This is a genomic window from Pedobacter sp. JCM 36344 (genome assembly GCF_046546555.1).
GTDB lineage: Bacteria > Bacteroidota > Bacteroidia > Sphingobacteriales > Sphingobacteriaceae > Pedobacter.
Genome location: NZ_JBKHKK010000009.1, coordinates 151,697 through 171,212, shown reverse-complemented (window position 1 = coordinate 171,212; position 19,516 = coordinate 151,697). Strand labels below are relative to the sequence as shown.

General features: G+C 36.6%; 14 protein-coding genes. 1 reads left to right on the top strand and 13 read right to left on the bottom strand.

Annotation, left to right across the window (positions count from 1 at the left end):
• Positions 1-46 precede the first annotated feature (46 nt).
• Positions 47-3,607, top strand: a complete 3,561-nt coding sequence (locus ACHFIZ_RS10840; protein WP_410885688.1) for a PAS domain S-box protein — start codon at positions 47-49, stop codon at positions 3,605-3,607.
• Here the strand turns inward: ACHFIZ_RS10840 and ACHFIZ_RS10835 are convergent.
• From ACHFIZ_RS10835 to ACHFIZ_RS10775, 13 genes are all read right to left on the bottom strand, one after another.
• The gene (locus tag ACHFIZ_RS10835; protein ID WP_410885686.1) at positions 3,604-4,884 is read right to left on the bottom strand and encodes a nucleotide sugar dehydrogenase; all 1,281 of its coding nucleotides are present in this window, start codon (positions 4,882-4,884) and stop codon (positions 3,604-3,606) included. The genes ACHFIZ_RS10840 and ACHFIZ_RS10835 overlap by 4 nt on opposite strands.
• A 14-nt stretch (positions 4,885-4,898) precedes the next feature.
• On the bottom strand, positions 4,899-6,518 hold the full coding sequence (locus ACHFIZ_RS10830; protein ID WP_410885684.1) for a gliding motility protein RemB: 1,620 nt from the start codon (positions 6,516-6,518) through the stop codon (positions 4,899-4,901).
• Positions 6,519-6,533: 15 nt separating this feature from the next.
• Positions 6,534-8,414, bottom strand: coding sequence for a polysaccharide biosynthesis protein (locus ACHFIZ_RS10825; RefSeq protein WP_410885682.1), 1,881 nt, complete (start codon positions 8,412-8,414; stop codon positions 6,534-6,536).
• Between the two features lie 189 nt (positions 8,415-8,603).
• Positions 8,604-9,587 (bottom strand): UDP-GlcNAc--UDP-phosphate GlcNAc-1-phosphate transferase, encoded by a 984-nt coding sequence (locus tag ACHFIZ_RS10820; RefSeq protein ID WP_410885680.1) that lies wholly within the window; start codon positions 9,585-9,587, stop codon positions 8,604-8,606.
• A gap of 6 nt (positions 9,588-9,593) precedes the next feature.
• On the bottom strand, positions 9,594-10,505 hold the full coding sequence (locus ACHFIZ_RS10815; RefSeq protein WP_410885679.1) for an NAD-dependent epimerase/dehydratase family protein: 912 nt from the start codon (positions 10,503-10,505) through the stop codon (positions 9,594-9,596).
• Positions 10,495-11,616, bottom strand: a complete 1,122-nt coding sequence (locus ACHFIZ_RS10810) for a glycosyltransferase family 4 protein (protein ID WP_410885677.1) — start codon at positions 11,614-11,616, stop codon at positions 10,495-10,497. Before ACHFIZ_RS10810 ends, ACHFIZ_RS10815 begins: the two co-directional genes overlap by 11 nt.
• Positions 11,616-13,538 (bottom strand): asparagine synthase (glutamine-hydrolyzing), encoded by a 1,923-nt coding sequence (gene asnB / locus ACHFIZ_RS10805; protein WP_410885675.1) that lies wholly within the window; start codon positions 13,536-13,538, stop codon positions 11,616-11,618. The genes ACHFIZ_RS10810 and asnB overlap by 1 nt, the downstream gene beginning before the upstream one ends.
• Before the next feature lie 2 nt (positions 13,539-13,540).
• Entirely contained in the window at positions 13,541-14,656 is a 1,116-nt protein-coding gene (locus tag ACHFIZ_RS10800; RefSeq protein ID WP_410885673.1) for a glycosyltransferase, read from the bottom strand.
• Between the two features lie 31 nt (positions 14,657-14,687).
• Positions 14,688-15,965, bottom strand: a complete 1,278-nt coding sequence (gene wzy, locus ACHFIZ_RS10795) for an oligosaccharide repeat unit polymerase (protein ID WP_410885672.1) — start codon at positions 15,963-15,965, stop codon at positions 14,688-14,690.
• On the bottom strand, positions 15,955-16,482 hold the full coding sequence (locus ACHFIZ_RS10790; RefSeq protein WP_410885670.1) for a serine O-acetyltransferase: 528 nt from the start codon (positions 16,480-16,482) through the stop codon (positions 15,955-15,957). The genes wzy and ACHFIZ_RS10790 overlap by 11 nt, the downstream gene beginning before the upstream one ends.
• A gap of 6 nt (positions 16,483-16,488) precedes the next feature.
• Positions 16,489-17,361 (bottom strand): glycosyltransferase family 2 protein, encoded by an 873-nt coding sequence (locus tag ACHFIZ_RS10785; protein ID WP_410885668.1) that lies wholly within the window; start codon positions 17,359-17,361, stop codon positions 16,489-16,491.
• Positions 17,358-18,863, bottom strand: a complete 1,506-nt coding sequence (locus tag ACHFIZ_RS10780) for an oligosaccharide flippase family protein (protein WP_410885666.1) — start codon at positions 18,861-18,863, stop codon at positions 17,358-17,360. The genes ACHFIZ_RS10785 and ACHFIZ_RS10780 overlap by 4 nt, the downstream gene beginning before the upstream one ends.
• A complete protein-coding gene (locus tag ACHFIZ_RS10775; protein ID WP_410885664.1) occupies positions 18,844-19,515 on the bottom strand; it encodes a formyltransferase family protein in 672 nt (223 codons plus the stop codon). Before ACHFIZ_RS10775 ends, ACHFIZ_RS10780 begins: the two co-directional genes overlap by 20 nt.
• Position 19,516: the final 1 nt, after the last annotated feature.

Genomic DNA, 19,516 nt, shown 5'->3' with positions numbered 1-19,516 from the left:
TTGTAATTTTCCATATTAAATTACTTCCCACCAAATTTAGACCGGCATGAAGACGTATCCCCTCCCAAATAATGAGCAAGCGCGTTTAGCTGCACTTAAAGATTACGAGATACTGGATTCAGAAACTGAAGCTAAATTTGATCGCATTACAGAATTGGCTTCAATAATTTGCGAAGTACCCATTTCCATGATAACACTCATTGATGGAAATCGCCAATGGTTTAAGTCGAAATTTGGTCTTGATATAAAGGAAACACCTAGAGCGATATCTTTTTGTCAGTATGCTATTATGGATGACAAATATTTCGAAGTAGCGGATGCGACTAAGGACAATCGTTTCGAAGACAATGAATTGGTAACGGCTGATCCAAACATTCGTTTTTATGGGGGATATCCATTGATTGACCCAAGTGGTTATGCGCTAGGAACATTGTGTGTAATTGATCGTACCGCAAACCAATTGAACGCAAAGCAAAAACGGGCACTTGAATTGCTGGCTCAGGAGGCTACAGCATTGATTGTGGATCACAGACATAAGAAAGAGCTGGACAACTTCGACAAACTTTTTGACATTTCTAATGATGTGATATGCATTGTAGGCACTGATGGTTTTTTCAAAAAAGTAAACCCCATGTTTGGGCAACTACTGGGTTGGAACGCAAAGGACTTAGAAACGAAATCACTTTATGACTTGGTTCACCCGGATGACCTGAAGCGATCTAAACGTGAGATCTCAAAACTCGGCAGAGGTGCCAATACGATTGCTCTAGACCATAGAATTGAGACCAAAGAAGGTGATTATCGCATTTTGCAATGGGTTGCTACCCAGGAGCCGAACACGCAAAATGTTTTCGGAATAGCCAGGGATATTACGGAGGAGCGGCAAAACGAGATCGAACTTGCCGAAAAAGAAGAACGGCTTAGAATATTTTTTGAGAATTCCCAAGGATTGATGTGCACACATGATCTGGATGGTAAATTTCTTTCTGTAAACTATGCAGGGGCTGCTTTGCTCGGGTATTCGACAAAAGAAGTGCTAGAATTTAGCTTGTACGACATTACTCCGGAACCACGTCATCCCCATGTGACTGCCTATTTAAAGCAAATTAGAGAAACGGGTGCTGCTGAAGGTCAGATGCTAACTTGTCATAAAGATGGCTCTCCCCGGATATGGATGTTTAAGAATGTTGTAGAGATTGCCAAAGATGGCGTTCCATATGTTATCGGCAATGCCATCGATATTTCTGAAAGACATCGTTTGGAACGTGATCTAGACCACACAAAGCAATTTTTAGATGATGTTTTATGCGCTGCCAGTGAAGTGAGCATCATTGCCACGGATGAATATGGCTTAATCACAGTGTTTAATACGGGTGCGGAGAAAATGCTTGGCTACGAAGCGGAAGAAATGATTGGTAAAGAAACTCCTTTAAAAATTCATCGCCCCGAGGAAGTGGCCGAGCGGGGTAGGCAATTATCCGCAGAATTTGGGAAAGAGGTTTCTGATTTACAAACATTGATAAAAAAAGCCGTCAAATATGGTTCGGAACAAAGCGAATGGGATTATGTTGGAAAAGATGGATTTATTAAGCATACCTCTGTAGCGGTAACGCCAATTAAGAATAAAGCTGAAAAAGTAACGGGCTATCTTGAAATTGCCTTGGATATCACCGCTCAGAATAAACAGCGTGAAGAGTTAGAAATCGCCAAAGTTAAAGCGGAGGAAGCAAATGTTGCTAAATCGGAGTTTCTTGCAAACATGAGTCACGAGATTCGTACGCCGCTTAATGGCGTGATAGGATTCACTGATCTTGTGTTGAAGACCCATTTGAACGAAACACAACAACAGTATTTATCAATAGTAAACCAGTCTGCAAATGCGCTATTAAGCATTATCAACGACATTCTAGACTTTTCGAAGATTGAAGCGGGTAAATTGGAGTTATCCATTGAAAAGTGTGACCTGTATGAGATGAGTGCACAGGCGACAGATATCATTACCTATCAGATACAGACAAAAGGATTGGAAATGTTGCTAAACATTCCGTACGACCTCCCAAGATTTATCTGGGCAGATTCGGTTCGTCTTAAGCAGATTATGATCAACCTGCTAAGTAATGCTTCCAAGTTTACAGAAAAAGGAGAGATAGAACTGAAGATTGAGGTGGTTGATACAGTTGACGATTTGACACATTTCAGGTTTAGTGTTAGAGATACCGGTATTGGTATCAAACTGGACAAGCAGCAAAAAATTTTTGAAGCTTTTTCTCAGGAAGATGGCACCACGACGAAAAAGTACGGTGGGACTGGTCTGGGATTAACCATTTCTAACAAACTACTTGGCTTAATGAAGAGCAAATTGGAGCTACTTAGTGCGCCTGGTAAAGGAAGCACCTTTTATTTCGACCTTCTGCTGAAATCGGAACAGGGTAAAGCAATTGAGTGGAAAGATATTGATCACATCAGAAAAGTCCTTGTGGTTGATGACAATGAGAACAACAGAATCATTCTAAACCAGATGTTGCTACTGAAACAAATCAGGTGCGATGAGGCAAAGAACGGCTTTGAGGCGTTACAGTTCTTAGCCAAAGGTATTGAATATGATGCAATTATAATGGATTATCATATGCCCTATATGGATGGCCTTGAAACGATCCGCAAGATTAGATCGAACTTTGAAACAAAGGGAAAAGAGCAGCAGATTATCTTGCTCCACAGTTCATCAGACGATGAGATGCTCCAGAATGCCTGTAACGAGTTGAATGTGGTGCATCGAATGGTTAAGCCTATTAAGACAGAGGATATTTACAACGTTCTTTCCCAACTATATAAAGAAGAAGATTTGTTGGCACCGACTAAAGGTGTGACAAAAATTGAGGCTACTACTACTGCTGATAAGGTAAATATATTGATAGCAGAAGACAATGCAATAAACATGCTTTTAGCGAAAACGATTATTCGACGAATTGCTCCGAATGCTGTAATTTATGAAGCAAAAAACGGCTTGGAAGCGCTTGAATATTGCCGAATGAAAAAGCCTGACCTTATTCTAATGGATGTTCAGATGCCAGAGATGAATGGCTATGAAGCTACTTTAAGCATAAGACAACTGGAACCTCCTGTCATTGCTCCTATTATTGCGCTAACGGCAGGAAACGTTAAGAGTGAGAAAGAAAAATGTATAGAGGCAGGTATGGATGATTTCTTGTTGAAGCCAATTATTGAAAGCACCTTGGCTCTTGCATTTGAGAAGTGGCTTCATTTTTACGACGTTAAACAGGCCGCGCATTTGCATTTTGACAAGGATCAAGTAGTGGCAAACATCGGCGAAGACGAGGATCTTTTAAAACAAGTGCTTCAGCTAACCAGAAATGAATTGATAGATTCTGAGCATGAGATTGAACGTGCATCTGCAGCTGGTGACTTAGGTAGCTTGAATGCAGTTGGACATAAATTATATGGAACAGCTATTACTTCAGGCCTAAAACTCTTAGCTGTGGCAGCAAACGAAATGGCCAGCCTGGAAGCTTTTGATCAGGAACAAGTTGAAGGTATTCGTGAAAAGATCAATACTGAAATTAGGACTTGTTTGAAGCTCATTTCTTAAAGTCTGGCGTCTGCAAACTTACGGTCGATAAAAGATTTGATATCGAATATTATGGCACCTTGGTCTTTGTAGGCTTGGTAATCAATCTTTAGGAACTCATTGTGCGCTACTGCAACAATGATAGCTTTGTAGCTTTTCAGCTTAAGTTCTTGTTCCAGTTTTATTCCATATTCTTTATAAGCCTCTTCTGGATTCGCCCAGGGATCATAAATATCAAGGTCCAATCCGAATTGCGTTAACTCTTTATAGATATCTATTACCCTTGTATTTCTAATATCGGGACAATTTTCTTTAAACGCGAAGCCTAGAATTAAGACTTTTTCACCTTTTACCTTGTCGCCCTTGGCAAGTATAAGTTTAACTACTTTATTGGCGATGAAGATCCCCATATCTTCGTTAACTTTCCTGCCAGAGAGGATAACTTGAGGAACATAGCCAACTGCATTTGATTTATAGGCGAGGTAATAAGGATCAACACCAATGCAGTGCCCGCCTACCAATCCTGGTTTATATTTAAGGAAATTCCATTTGGTAGCCGCTGCTTCCAGTACGTCTGAAGTATCGATGTCTAGCCTGTCGAATATAAGTGCCAGTTCATTCACGAAGGATATATTAATGTCTCTTTGTGCATTTTCTATGGCTTTAGAGGCCTCGGCGACTTTTATACTGGGTGCAAGATGAGTACCTGCTGTGATGATTTCTGAGTATAAATTATTGATAAACTTAGCAACTTCAGGTGTTGAGCCGGAAGTTACTTTTTTGATCTTAGTTAGTGTATTGATCTTATCGCCGGGGTTTATTCGTTCTGGGGAGTAGCCACAATAAAAATCTTGATTAAACTTTAAACCCGAATGCTTTTCGAGTATGGGAATGCAAACTTCTTCCGTGCAACCTGGATATACTGTAGATTCGTAAATAACGATATCACCTTTCTTTAACACGATGGATAGCATTCCTGTTGCCTTGATTAATGGATTAAGGTCTGGGTTCTTAAAAGCATCGACGGGGGTTGGAACAGTGACGATATAAATATTGTAGTTTGATAAAATTGATTTATCAGAGGAAAGTGTAAGCCCTGTGTTTTCTTTATTGAGAACATGCTTGAGGGCCTCAAGATCTGCTTCCCTAGTGATATCTGTGTCCTCTAGAAGCTCTACTACCCTTTGTTCATTAATATCAAACCCTAAGACAATATGTCTTTTCGCAAATTCAATAGCCAATGGTAGTCCGACATAGCCCAGGCCAATAACGGCTATCTTTTGAATTGATAATGACATGATGGTAATTTAGCCTAAAAATCCTGATAGAGATTCCTAAAGGTACTTCTTAATCCGAAAGTGATGAGTTGGGTGTTTTTAGCACCTATATCTTCTCTACTTTCTCTTCTGTAGACACCTCCAACTTCTAATCTCAAATTGTATTTGGGATTGAGCAGGTACGACGCTTTAAGCTCTGCAAAGTATAGGTTGGTTTTAACTCCTTGTCCAACTTTGTTACCATAATCGTTAGGATGCGCGTAATTGTCGAGAAACACACTTTTACCATAATTTAGGTTGTCCTTATCCAGACCATACCTTGCATAAGTACCTTGTCCTTGGAAATCAAACCGTCGATAACTATAGTTAAGGATACCCAAAAACTCTCTGAAATTTGCACCTAATGGGTGAGCAAGTGGTTGATTCATTCCGGAATAACCAGAGATGCGCTGATAATGAGCATAGGTATAAGGCCTGGCTGTATTAAATTCGAGTAAGTAATTCAGGCTTTCAACTTTGAACAAGTCTGATCCTCTTACACCTATCTGAGCCGCCCATTTATTAGCCCAATAACCATTTCCAGCAAATATTTCTTTTGCAGTGAACTCATCAAACATAAACTGTCCATAGATTGTCGTCTTCTCTAGAAGCTCATATTTAGTATTTAGACCAATACGTAATTTATCTGGAGATTCACCATTTGAACCTTCAATAGGTCTTAAGAAAACAAATGGATGTACATAGTTGAAATCAAAGCCTCTTTTCCCTTCAGGCTCAGCATCTGCCCAGGTTACCGCTTGGAAGAAACCAAGGGACAGCCTATTGTTCACATTCCAGTCCAGGTATTGTATGGCGTTCCATTTCGCACGATCACCTAATCTTCTATCTGAAGTCAGCTTGGGGGCGCCGGGATCAAGCATATAAGCAAAAATGGTCTGGTATTGCACATTGCCCAGACTTGCTCTTAATCTTAAAAAAGAATAGTTCGCAGCAACGTCTGACAATAGCATAGATCGGTATCCATCTCCAATAAAGTTTTTATCGTAGCCGAGTGCGATGTTAATGTACTTGCTGGGTGTAAACGAAAGTAGTGCAGTCACATAAGCCCAATCCTTAGTTTTGCCGGTGAACTTGCCAGACATTTCACTAGGAACTACCTTATTGCTATCTATAAATTCAGTGATATAATTGGCAAATACACCTTGATTTTCATACGCGTTGGTATAAAAAGAGAACTTCTTTCCCATTGTACCACCAACCTGATAGCCTCTAGTATTTTTCCAAGTAGTCTTTGACTCGTTGAACTCTTTCCCTATTTGAAAATCTGGCAGGAAGTCAGCGTAAACCGTATATTCTGGAGTTCTTACTTGAAATAGATGTTCTTCTGTGACCTTCCTTCTTAGCCAGCTCCTTTTATTCAGGCTATCTGTGCCTAACCTCATCAAACTTTGATATCTATTAACAAGCATGCTATCATCTGAATAAAAACCTTTGATGGCACTATGGAATCGGGAATTGCGATCGTAAACTTGACTATTTAATTTCTGATAAAACGAATAAGAATAAGGAATAACGTTATTAGCAGTAGAATCTTGAGCCTTAGATGCAGTATATAAAAACTGAAGGCTACAAATTAAGAAAGTAAGTTTTCTCATTTAATATTTTTTTATTTACAATTGCGACTCCGCAGAATCCAATTCTTCGAACTTTGAGTTCTGGCTTTTATACTCCTGAACTAAAGCTTTCATCTTAGTAACAACCTGACGATCCTCACTGTTTTTAGCAGACGCTATTAAAGAGTAAATGGCAATTTCAACTTCTGAAAACACATACTCCCTGACCTTTCCTATCATAATTTTCTCATGATGTGTAGGCATTGTATTCTCATTATCATTCAAGAGCTCTTCAAATAGTTTCTCCCCCGGACGTAAGCCCGAGTATTCAATTTTAATATCCTGATTGGGAATCAATCCAGCAAGGCGAATCATTTTATGTGCTAAATCAACGATCTTTACAGATTTACCCATATCGAAGACAAAGATCTCGCCGCCTTTACCCATGCACCCAGCTTCAAGAACCAAACGACAAGCCTCTGGTATAGTCATGAAGTACCTCGTGATATTCGGGTGTGTAACAGTTACAGGTCCTCCTTTTTCAATTTGCTGCTTAAACCTCGGAATTACTGATCCATTAGAACCTAGTACGTTTCCAAATCTTGTGGTTATGAAACGAGTGATTGGTTTAACATTCATTTCATTAATGTAACTCAATCCATTTTGAAAGATATGACTGTCGGCACTTAAGGAGTTATTCAATGATTGGACGTAAATTTCTGCGATACGTTTGGACGCACCCATAACATTTGTCGGGTTGACCGCCTTATCTGTTGAGATCATCACAAATTTACTAGCTCCGTGCTTCACCGCTTTATCAGCGATTGTCTTAGTTCCGAAAACGTTTGTCTTAATAGCTTCACAAGGATTGTCTTCCATCATAGGAACATGCTTGTAGGCTGCCGCATGATAAACATAGTGTGGTTTATAAGATTCGAATAGATTCTCCATTCGCTTTTCGTCACGAACATCGCCTATGTAAGATAAGAAGTTTTGATTTTTATACGTTTCCGAAAGTTCTAAGTAAAGATCGTGAAGCGCCGTTTCAGATTGGTCATTAAGAATAATAAGACCAACTTCAAAAGTCAACAATTGACGAACAATTTCACTTCCAATTGACCCAGCAGCTCCAGTGATAAGTATTCTTTTATTTTTAAGTTGCTTTCCAATTCCGTTTATGTCGATATCTATAGATTTTCTATTCAGCAGATCCTCAATGTTTATGTTTTGTATCTGCGCTGTATTGAGTTGACCATTGATCCAAACATCAGGCGGTGGAATATTTAACACCTTAATATTATTCTCAAGGCAAACATCAACGATTTGGTTTTTTCTTTCCAAAGGAATCGTGTAGGACGCAAAAATAATTTCATCCAATTGATGCTCGACAATTAAATTTATCAAATCTTTAGCACTTAGGATTCTGACACCATCAATGCTTTTACCCACTTTTCTTTCATCATCGTCAACATAGGCAATAATATGCTTGTTTACCTTGTTATCATGATCAAAAGTGCGTTTGGTGGCAACACCTGCCTCACCAGCGCCATAAATCATCACCCTAACCTTGTCGAGTTTTAGATTTTTAATGTAAATAAAAAAGAATTTAACTAGGACACGGTAGGTAATAAGTAAAAGAAAACTTGCTAAACCGTTCACAACCAGCATGCTACTTGATATGTATTGAGGTGAGCTAAAAGCCACAATAATCATATTGACAAAGAAAAAAATACCGTTGCTAATTAAAACAGAAAACAAAATTCTGATGCTATCCTGCGCACTTGTATACCGAATTATTCCAGAATAGGTCTTTACATTGAAGAATACGAAACTGTTAATTAAAGTGAGAATCAGAATATTCCTACTGAACTCGACATAGTCCATATCAGATAAGTCGAAATTATATCTTATCAGGTAAGCAACTGACAGCGATAGCATGCAGATTATTAGATCAAGAATAAAGATGATCCAACGAGGAACTATGTTGACTTGAGTAAACAATTTATTAGTTATGATTAAATAAGGTTATATAAATTTCCTGTGAATTCATTAATAGCGAAACTCTCTGTTCTACACATTACATCTTGATCTAAAAATTACAATACCAAGGTACAAAATATTTGAGTATCAAATTTGCTCATCTGCTTTTGAATTGAGAAGTACTTCTTTTCCCTCTAGCGCAAATCTAACACTAATAAATAAAATAGCAATTAAAACTATTCCTGCACAAATGCCTAATAAGGAGATTGTCCCGATATTTAATATGGATATGATAACCAGCAATTGGGTAAGCCCATATCCTGTAGCAACCAGCAAATGAGAAATACTCTTTTCATTAACAAGAAACTGATAAAAATGACTTCTATGAGCCTCAAAAATATTTTCTTTTCGAATCAGCCTGAAGAGAATGGTCGTAAAAGTATCCAAACCGTAGATTAAAAGAAACAAAATATACAACATATTCCCAGTTTGAACTATTAGTTTTAGCAAAAGAAATGAAATCCAAAATGACAAAGTAATACTTCCCACATCACCTGCAAACCACCGTGCATTTTTTCTAAAATTGTAATAAAGGAATACCAAACAAGCTATAATTGGTAGCCATATAAGATCGGGATCAACATAGTTTATAATTGAGTAATTTACATATTGAAGTCCACCAAGGACAACAAGGCTATATGCTCCCGTAATTCCGTTAATCCCATCCATAAAGTTGTAAGCATTAATTGTACCTATAATTACAACATATAGTAAAGCGATTATCCAAAGAGGTGTAGTAGAAAACATCTCCAGAGCCAAGAACAGTAATGTGACCGATATAACGTGAAAGAGAACCCTGATTTTGTTTGAAAGAGTTAGGATATCGTCTATAAAACTGATAATTCCAACAACAATAACCCCTATTACAAAAATCCAGTATTTCGCATTTAAACAAAACAAGATGAAGGCGGCAAAAATAAAAATGATCCCACCTCCTCTGATTATTTGTGTGTGATGTGAGCTACGGTGATTTGGCTTATCAACAATGTTGCAATATAATGCAACTCTAAAATAGATGATAGCGATAGCAAAGAATAAAGCCAAGACCAAAAAAAGTGAAATTGTTGTCATAACGAATTATTTGCTAAATGATTTAGCAGTTTTTATCATCCCCGCTTTAGCATTAACTGGTAATTCTTTTATCAAAACATCTCGTATTTTTCTGTTATCAACTAAGAAATTTTCAGTGAGTTTAGAAAGCCTTTCAGTAGTAATAGGAAGCTTCAAAAAATCACCAATTCTCGCAAGAATTTCCAAAATCTGTTTAGGGATGAACCAAAGTTTCACTTTTCTCCCTACAGCCTCAGATAAAATAGTAACAACATCGTTAATTAAAAGAGCTTCATTATCTGCTATATTGTAAGTTCCAGAAGGTATTTTGTTATTTATAATGAGTTCTTTGAGTATAAAGCAGAGGTTGTCTATACTCAAAAAAGAGCGTTTGTTTTTATAAGAAGCTAAGGGATAGGGAAAGCCCTTTGATATAAGCTTATACAACATATTTAAATTACCTTTATTTTCAGGACCATGGATCATGCAAGGCCTCAAGATGTAAAAAGATTTGTCAGGCGGCAGAGTCTGCGCTATTATATAATTTTCAGCCATTAACTTTGACCTTCCATAGTGAGTTTTCGGATCCGGAACTGTCGCTTCGTCTAAAATCCCTACCGCAGAATCTGCAACAGCTTTTATAGAACTAACAAAAACAAATTTACGCAAATTTGACTTTAGAAAACTGTCATACAAACTTTTAGTCAATTCATAATTAACTTCATAATACTCTTCGGAATTCGTAGTTGATTTCAAATCGTGAGCTTTTCCAGCGAGATGGATTAATGTATCTGCCTCAAGGTCAAATATTGATTCCAAATCATTGGATAGGAGTTCTCTGTTCAATTCTTGGTAATATATTTTTTCTTTGGAAAGATACTTACAAAAATTAGTCCCAACAAAGCCTGAAGCCCCTGTTATTATTACTTTATTTCTCATAGAATTCAAAAGTTTGTCGAACAACCAAACTTAAACACATTTCATTTACCATTTTTTCTCTGGACTTTTTGCCCATTTTTATGCGCAGTTGTTCATCTGAAGCCAGTAATAGGATTTTTTCAGAGAGTTTGATATGATCCTTAACAGGGACTAAAAATCCATTTACTCCATGATCGACACATTCTCTACAACCGACGGCATCGGTTGTAATTACCGGCCTTCCTATAGCCATTGCTTCGACTAAAGATTTTGGTAATCCCTCTCGGTAAGAAGGTAAACACACAATATCGCTCTGAGAGTAAACTGACATCACATCGGAAGATGAACCTTTCCATGATAAATATTCCCCGTCACACATAGATTCTAATTCATTTTTCGTAATATGTGCAGGATTTTCAACATCAATGCCACCAACAAGCATAAATTGCAATTGATTCTGAGATCCCTTTTTCAATAATTTCGCTGCTTCGATGAATTCTTGGACGCCCTTATCCTTTAACATTCTGCAGAGTAAAGTAACGATTACTTTCGCTTTAGATTCAGGTTGTGTATAGTTAAACACGTTTTCATCAACGCCTGAACCCTTTATTATTGTTGAATTATCTGTTGTAACAAACTTCAAGTGAGCATAAAATGCTAAATCGTCTGGATTTTGAAATATAAATTTTGATGACTTTCGTTTAAAAGCAAATTTTAATAATCTTACCAAAATAGATTTACTCCATGAATTACGGTTATCAGTAAAAGAGTATCCAAGGCCACTAATTGCATTTATGATTTTGACACCTTTAAAATTTCTAAGCGCAATGGTTCCATAGATACATGGTTTTAGAGTAACATGGTGTACTATGTCAGGTTGAATTTTATTATATATATTCTTCAAAGCTCTAATAAGTAAAAATTCTTTTAAAAAATTTTTACTAGATCGGTCTATATGAAGTGGAATGCATTTCAAACCCAGTCTCTCGAGCTGTCCGAACTTCCCTGTATCTTTTGCAATCAAAAATACTCTCCATCCCCTACTAAGTGCTTCTTCGGCTAAAGGAAGACGGTGAGATACAAAAAACCAATCGACATTAACGACAAAAACAATAGTTTTTATGCACTGCATTATTGATGGTACTTATTATACCAACTTTGAAACATCAAAACGTCCCAAAGTAAATGTTGCCAGTTTCTTTTTCCAGATATATGTTCCTTTAGCTTTTTTTGCACATTCTGTGTGTTAAGAAACTGATGCTTATTTAGGCTATCTTCGGAAAGAAGATCCGTCGCCCACTCTTTTAATGGGCCTCTCAACCAATTATCAAGTGGTATGCCAAAGCCCATTTTTGGCCTTTCAATCAATTCTTTTGGAACGTGCCGATACAAGACTTCACGAAGTATCCATTTGCCTTTCCCATCTTTGATTTTAAGATTCATAGGTAGGTTCCACGCAAACTCTACAACTCTATGATCCAAAAAAGGTACCCTTGTCTCTAAGGAGTTAGCCATTGAAGCTCTATCAACTTTAACAAGGATATCATCAGGCAAATAATTTTTTGCATCTGCATACATCATTTTTTCGATAAACGACATATCTTGCAGTTCATCGAGACTAAAAATAATAGATTTTGATGGCACAGCCATTATTTCCCGAGTATCCCAGTGACTAATGAATGAATCATACAGTTCGGAGTCGGTGGTCGCATCAATTTTACTAGCAATCTTATGCATTTTATCACCAAAATTATTCAATCTGTATTTCTTAGGTATTGCAGGATCAATCATCTTATAAATGAAATCCAAAGTTTCTACATTTTGACTTAAAAGGATTTTGCCCAATCCTTTTCTTATTCCATTTGGCACTTTTGAAAGTTTTGCCCAAATATTGTTGATCATCAAATACCTGTTGTACCCGGAAAACAACTCATCCCCAGCATCTCCAGATAACGAAACAGTAACATTAGCTCTCGCAAGCTTTGAAACTAGGTATGTAGGTATTTGTGAAGAGTCAGCAAAAGGCTCGTCATAAATATCTGCAAGATTAGGAATTACTCCCATTGCCTCTTCAGCACTTACATACATCTCTGTATGATCTGTACCTAAATAATTGGCGACTTTTTTCGCATAGACAGCTTCATCATATCCAAGTTCATTAAAGCCCATTGAAAACGTTTTGACTGGCTTACTACTGACCGTTTGCATAAGTGCTACTATTGCAGAACTGTCAACACCTCCTGATAAAAACGCTCCTAAAGGAACATCTGCTAACATTTGGTTTGATATTGCGCTCTTTAATAACGTTTCAAGATTATTAATATTCTCTTCGACACTAATCAGGTTTATATCTCTATTTTGAATTTTACTTTTTAAATCCCAATAAGTGAAGTGTTTAACTTCCTTGTTTTTTAAAGACACCTTACAAAAGGTTCCGGGAGTCAACTTTTGTATTCCTTTATAAATACTAGTGCCTGAGGGAACATAATTATACTTAAAAAAGTCGGAAAGTGCCTCCATACAGATTTCTTTTTTAAATTCAGGATGGGGATGAAGTGCCTTTAATTCAGATGCAAAAAGAAAAGATGATCCTTGCCATCCGAAATACAAAGGCTTTTCTCCCATCCTATCACGAATGAGATACAATTCTTTTTCCGCTGTGTCCCATAATGCGATTGCAAACATCCCGGTCATTTTTTCAAGCGTAGCCTCTATACCCCAAAGCTCAAATCCTGCTAGAAAAATTTCTGTATCAGAATGTCCGTCCCAGTTGCTAACCCCTTGTTTTTCGAGTTCCGCTTTTATAGTCTTATAGTTGTAAATTTCCCCATTGAAAGCAACAATATACCGCCCAGTCTTTGATTCCATTGGTTGAGTTCCAGCTTCTGACAAGTCAATTATAGACAACCTTCTATGGCAGAAGGATAAGCCCGAATTTGACGAGTGCCAATAACCTGCCCCATCAGGTCCTCTATGAGCAATAGCTTCACCCATTTGCCTAATAAGGCCTTCATCAAAATTTTCGTCGGATAAAAACCCTACAAACCCACACATAACTATTTTTTTAGTTTCTTATATAATAAAAGGTAAGAATTAACAGTTTTAATTAAACTGAATTTTTCTAAGATTCTAGATCTTGCTTTAATACCAATAGCTTTTCGCTCTTCAGAAGACAAATTTAATAATTTAATAATTGCTGCAGATAACCGAAAAGAATCATTCACTTTGACCAATACTCCACAGTCGCCTATTATTTGCTCCGCATCACCACATTCGGTAGAAACACAAGGTCTTTCCATGAGCATTGCCTCACCTAAAACATTAGGGAAGCCCTCAGATAAACTACTTAAACAAAAAACGTCCATTAGGGCTAACAAGGATGAGATATCAGTTTGCTCACCCAATAGAATATATCGGTCTTCTAATCCTACAGATTTGATCCATCCCATTAAAACATCATTCTCAGTGTCTAAATTTCTGCCTACCATTAAAAACTTCGAATTTTCAATTGATCTAGCAACCAACATCGATGAATTCACAAAATTGAGATGATCTTTATCAGGATGAAAACGACCCACAATGCCTACAATTAGATCAGTATCATGTATAGAATAACGCTCTTTTAATAATCTTGTTGACTGTAGATCATAATTAGCAAACTTATCATCAAAACCGTTTGGAATAACTAAAATTTTTTTCTTGTCATATCCGAATCTCACATGGCTTTTAGCCGAAGCATAAGCCGCACAAATGATTTTTTTGGGAACAAAATACGAGATAATCACACATAGCCTCATAATAACTAATGTACTCAAGGGCGAGGTTTTCGCAAATTTGGTCTGACGTATATTCCACACAACTGGAATTCGATTGTAAAGACCTAGGATTGCCCCTATGAAGTCGGAATGATATAGCCACGTCTGTATTAAATTAGGCTTATACTTCTTAATTACATTATTGATATCTTTTACGCATCTTGGAAAATCAGATATTCCATCCAAATGCATAGGTTGTACCTGTATGCCCTTAGAAAGCAATCGATCACCAATCTTGCCAACAGATGTAAGTGAAATTACTAAATGCTCCTCATCGCTAACAGAATTCGTAATTAACTTTTCAAGCATCATCTCAGTGCCGCCTACGTCCGTCGTTGTTATAATGTGTAATATCATTAGTTATAATCAATGGATATGTAATAGTATCTTAATTCCATTTTAGCCGTAACCTAGAGAAATATTGTGTAAGCAAGGTCAATATTATAAAAGCAAAAATGGCGTAGATAAAGGCTATAAATTGAATTAGCCATCCTGCTAATAAATAAACTAGCCATGCTAGCCACAATGCATCCAATCCCCCTTCTTTTCGGTCAAGTTGCTTTAACAATACGACAGATATAATGCATAAGAAAAAAGTATACATTATGTACAATAGAGCGAAGTTTGGTGCTATGAAAAACCATCCCATATATCCAATACTAATATTGTAAGAGCCCAAATCAAATAATGAATCTGGAAAAAGATAGGTTGTTATTCCAACTCCAATACTAGGTGGTGCGGTGGTACCTAAAGCTCTGCGAAATATTATTTGAGGTAATCCATCACTCCAAAAGGGCAAGATCATCCCTTTTGTGAATTCATCTTGCAATAATGCCTTGTAGTGTATTATCTCTACTAAAATAGCCGTTTGCTGCAATCTTCCAGAAAGTTGAGCTATTCCCTTATAAAACATTTCAACATAGCTCACATTACCAACAAGATCAAGAAACACCGAGCTCACGCTTAACAGATTTTGCTGACTCGCTGATGCAGCTCTGATCACCCATTTTAAATTCAAGAGAAAAGGATAAAGCATTCCTCCAATTACAGCTAAAATTGTTATTTTCAAATAATTAAGTTTATTTCTTCTGAAAGCTCTGCACCACTCGAAGAATACGATGAATAGAAAAACTCCGGACCATCCTCTCATCAGGTTTGATAAAACAAAAATTAATAGGTTATACTTGAATAGTTTATCTTCCCTATGAAAGCCGTAATACAAATAGAAAAGTCCATCCACAGGAACTAAAACCCAAAAATATGCCCATATGGAGTCAGTCTTGACATTTACTGCCCCCGCTGTATTAGTACCTTCTTTTAAATTAAATATTATATATAATATTTGCAAGGCAAATAAAGTGTATCCCAAAATTTTTTCGCCGGTTCCATTTAATTTTCTTATGTCAAAGATTCGAGGAATTCTAATCCTTGTTAAAATATTAAAAATCCATCTTAAAATAAAATAGTAACTAAAAATTACCATGGCAAGCGCAGCCAAAAGCGTCGCATTATTATAAACATCCACGCTTTCCAAGTCTCCCAGTAAGAGTCCTGATTCATACATAACGACTGTAGCAATTACATTCACTATAATGAAGCTAAATAACCAAAGGTTATACTCTTTTTTATAACCAACCATTTCCGATGGTTTCTTATTATTGAACATCTTTTTTAACATATCGGGCAGGAATGCCAACAACAACGGAGTTTGGTTCAACGGATGTAAGCACTACGCTGTTAGCACCTACAACAGAGTTATCTCCAATAAAAATATCACCTAGTATCTTCGCTCCTGTCGAAAGAATAATATTGTTTCCGACAGAAGGTTGGGGTGCATCCTCAATTTCGGTATATTTTCCACCTAATGTAACTCCATTAAAAATTTTGCAATTTTCTCCGATCTTTACTTTCGACCCAATTACAATGTCATGGCCATGAACAATAAATAATCCTCCTCCAATTTTGGCACGACAACTAATATCGCTAGCAAAAAAGATTCTGATGAAATATTCAGTGATGATTCCTAAAAAACTTCCAATAATGGGGATTGTTCTGAAAAAAAAACCAAGCCTGAAAAAGAATACCAAGTGAAAAGAGTGTTCAAATAGTATTGTTCTAATAATCGGAAAAGGCTTAAAGACTTTCGAATACCGCTTTAAATCTCTCTTAAGTAAATTCAACATATTTAGTTAATAGCTTAGCATTTTTATTAGTTTATAGTTTTTTAAGAAATGAAAGAAACATTTAACGTGAAAAGTTCTTACCCATACACCAAAATACATAAAAAAAGTAAACCGGAAGTTTTTCAAATCTACTAACATCAGCATAAGACAAGCACTATTTATGAAAGCTTTCTTCTTGGGATATTTCGAAGCGAGATAAAGAAAAGTCTTACCCAGAGTAATTTTTGTAAAGTCCGATGTCGTCGCTATTCCTATTCCGAGCCTATACACACCATAAATATTATTATTAGTAAAAGCACCATAACTATTTTTTACTTGCTCTATATTCGCTAGGTAATCTAATACAGGGAATTTCGGCATTTCGAAGTTTAAGGACCCATTCCTATAAAATTTTGAGCTATTTGCACCTACAGTAATCAATGAAGCAATCATATCTGCCGTAATTTTGTCTGGAAATCGATCTGCGTCTATCCGATCTTCCTTCAATACACCATTTGGACTTAAAGACATCATTCTATGCCAGACAAGGTTACAATCAGGATGCTTTTCCATGAATGCATATTGGGCTTCTAATTTTCCGGGTAATGCATAATCATCACCATCCAAATGAGAAACGTATTTTCCTGCAGCCCTTTTATGTACATACAATAGATTTTCCCATGGACCTATATTTTTTTTATGAAGGAACACTTTTATATAAGAGTACCTTTTTGCATACTCCAGAAGAATTTCACGAGTTCTATCAGTTGAGCAATCATCACCGACGAGGATCTCAATTGGAAATTCTATTTGTTGATCAACGATACTTTGCAAGCATTGTCCGATAAAATTCTCCTGATTATAGCTCACTATACAAACAGATACTACTGGAACAGTCATGATTTTTTTAACGATTTTATATTAATATAACCTCTTAGTTTGTCAGATGATAGCATGCAAACGCATAAAACTGATAGTGCAATTAGGGAAAGCTCGAAAAAAGCTACAAACCTGTTCCCACTTATTGGAATAAAAAAATAGGCTAATAATGCAATCAAGATTCCAGGTACTAAAGGCTTTAATAAGTCATTCAGGTACCACAGCTTATTCAGATGAGGGTCAAATTTGTGATTAATAAAAGGGACGTAGATGAATAAATATGAAGCATTGACAAAGATCCATACATAGCCGGCTCCAAGTCCCCCGAACTTATTTACAACGAATATTAACGATGGAACTAAAAAGATAATAAAGCCGAGATTTCCATAAAGATGTAATGTTAAATTGCCTTTCGCATATTGTAAATAATAAGGAAAAGCAGCAAAGGCTAGAAATAAATTCCCAACAGCATATAATCTTAAGTAAGGAGCAACGTGTGCAACTAGGTCTGAACTTCCAGTCCAAGCATAAAGAAGTTGATTAGAGAAAAAAATCAATATGAGCGCAAGAGTACCGCAGATAATGGTTACCATTTGTGTGCATTGTCTATAAAGAGCAATCAATTCATTATGCTTACTTTCCGCCTCAAATCTCGTTAGTCTAGGCAGTATAGCAGAACTTATTGGACTTGCAATTAAGGAAATTCCACTTGCTAATTGAACCGCCAGTGCATAGTATCCAAATTCTGAAAGGGTAAGAAGCTTAGATAAAATTAGTTTGTCAGTCTGCGTGACTATCACCCAAACTGCACTCGTAAATGCTATTGTCATAGAAAAGCCCAACAATGCCTTAAGCGGAGTAGATTTAATATCTGCAGTTTGACTTTTAAGCGGTAGTAATTTGTGTGCGTATCTTATAATAAGTACAATTTCGATAATCCCTACTATCAGCTGATAACTAAAGAAGAACATAGGAGACTTATCCACATAAAGCAATACGATAAAGACCCCTAAAAATCTTAAAGCAGCTATTCCACTATTGAAAATACTTAACCAAACAAGTTTTTCGAACCCGGTCACAACTGCTTTATAAATGCTAGTTACCCACCTGATAGCCAAGATTGCCGCCATTAAAACCACGCAATAAACCAAGGTTCGGTGATCAATTAATTGAGTTTTCAACCATGATGAAGCAATAACATCAGATAGTCCAGCAATTACAATAAAAATTAAAAGTGATAACCCGATGAATATTTTTTTTAAGAAATGAAAAAAACGAAGTAAATCTGAACCACTTAACGCACCGCCATTATATCTCGAAATCTCGCGCGTAAGTGTAGGAGACATTCCAAGATCTAGCAACATTAGCCAAGATTGCATTAACATAAAAAAGGCAACTAACCCATAAGCTTCTGCTCCCATGATAGCTATTAACTTTGGCAGGGTTAAAATGCTTACAGTAATGGTAAAAATTTGACTTGAATAATTCGCGACAATATTTCGCTTAAGTGACGGAGTAGGCATTTCGGTTACTTATCTCTAAATTAGGAATGAAAGTATCAATGTGGTAAACGGCGCGCTCAACGAGTACAGTGTTATTGTCGGAAACAACTATTCGATTATCACTAAACCAGTAAAACAGCTGAATTAGCATTGGAATCTGTAAATCCAATACCTGATTATAATGTGTAAAATGAGCCGATGGAAAAATCGATTGCATAATTACAGGGCCGGTATCAATTCCAGCGTCTACGAAATGTGCCGTGTTCCCAAGAAGAAACGTCTTGTCTTTTAAAGCCTGGTCGATTGCTAATAATCCTTTATGGGAGGGAAGAAGTGAAGGATGAAAGTTAACAATTCGATTTGGAAACTTTTTAAGAATATCCCCCTTAATTATCGAGTCACAGTAGATGAAAAGGTAGTTAGTTGTTCGCTGCTCCATTATTGAGCATACGAAATCAGAACTATAAAGGTTTTTGGACTTAATGTTCGATAAACTTAAATAGATGAACTTAATTGATAAAGAATTACATAAGTGCTCTAATTCTCCATCATCTAAATTATCTGTTACTACAAAATCAATTTTTTCTACAATTTCCAGGTGTTGCAGTTCTACAACTTTTAAAAACTTTTTAAGTCGTGTAGCAGTTCTTGAAACATAAAACCCAATTTTCATA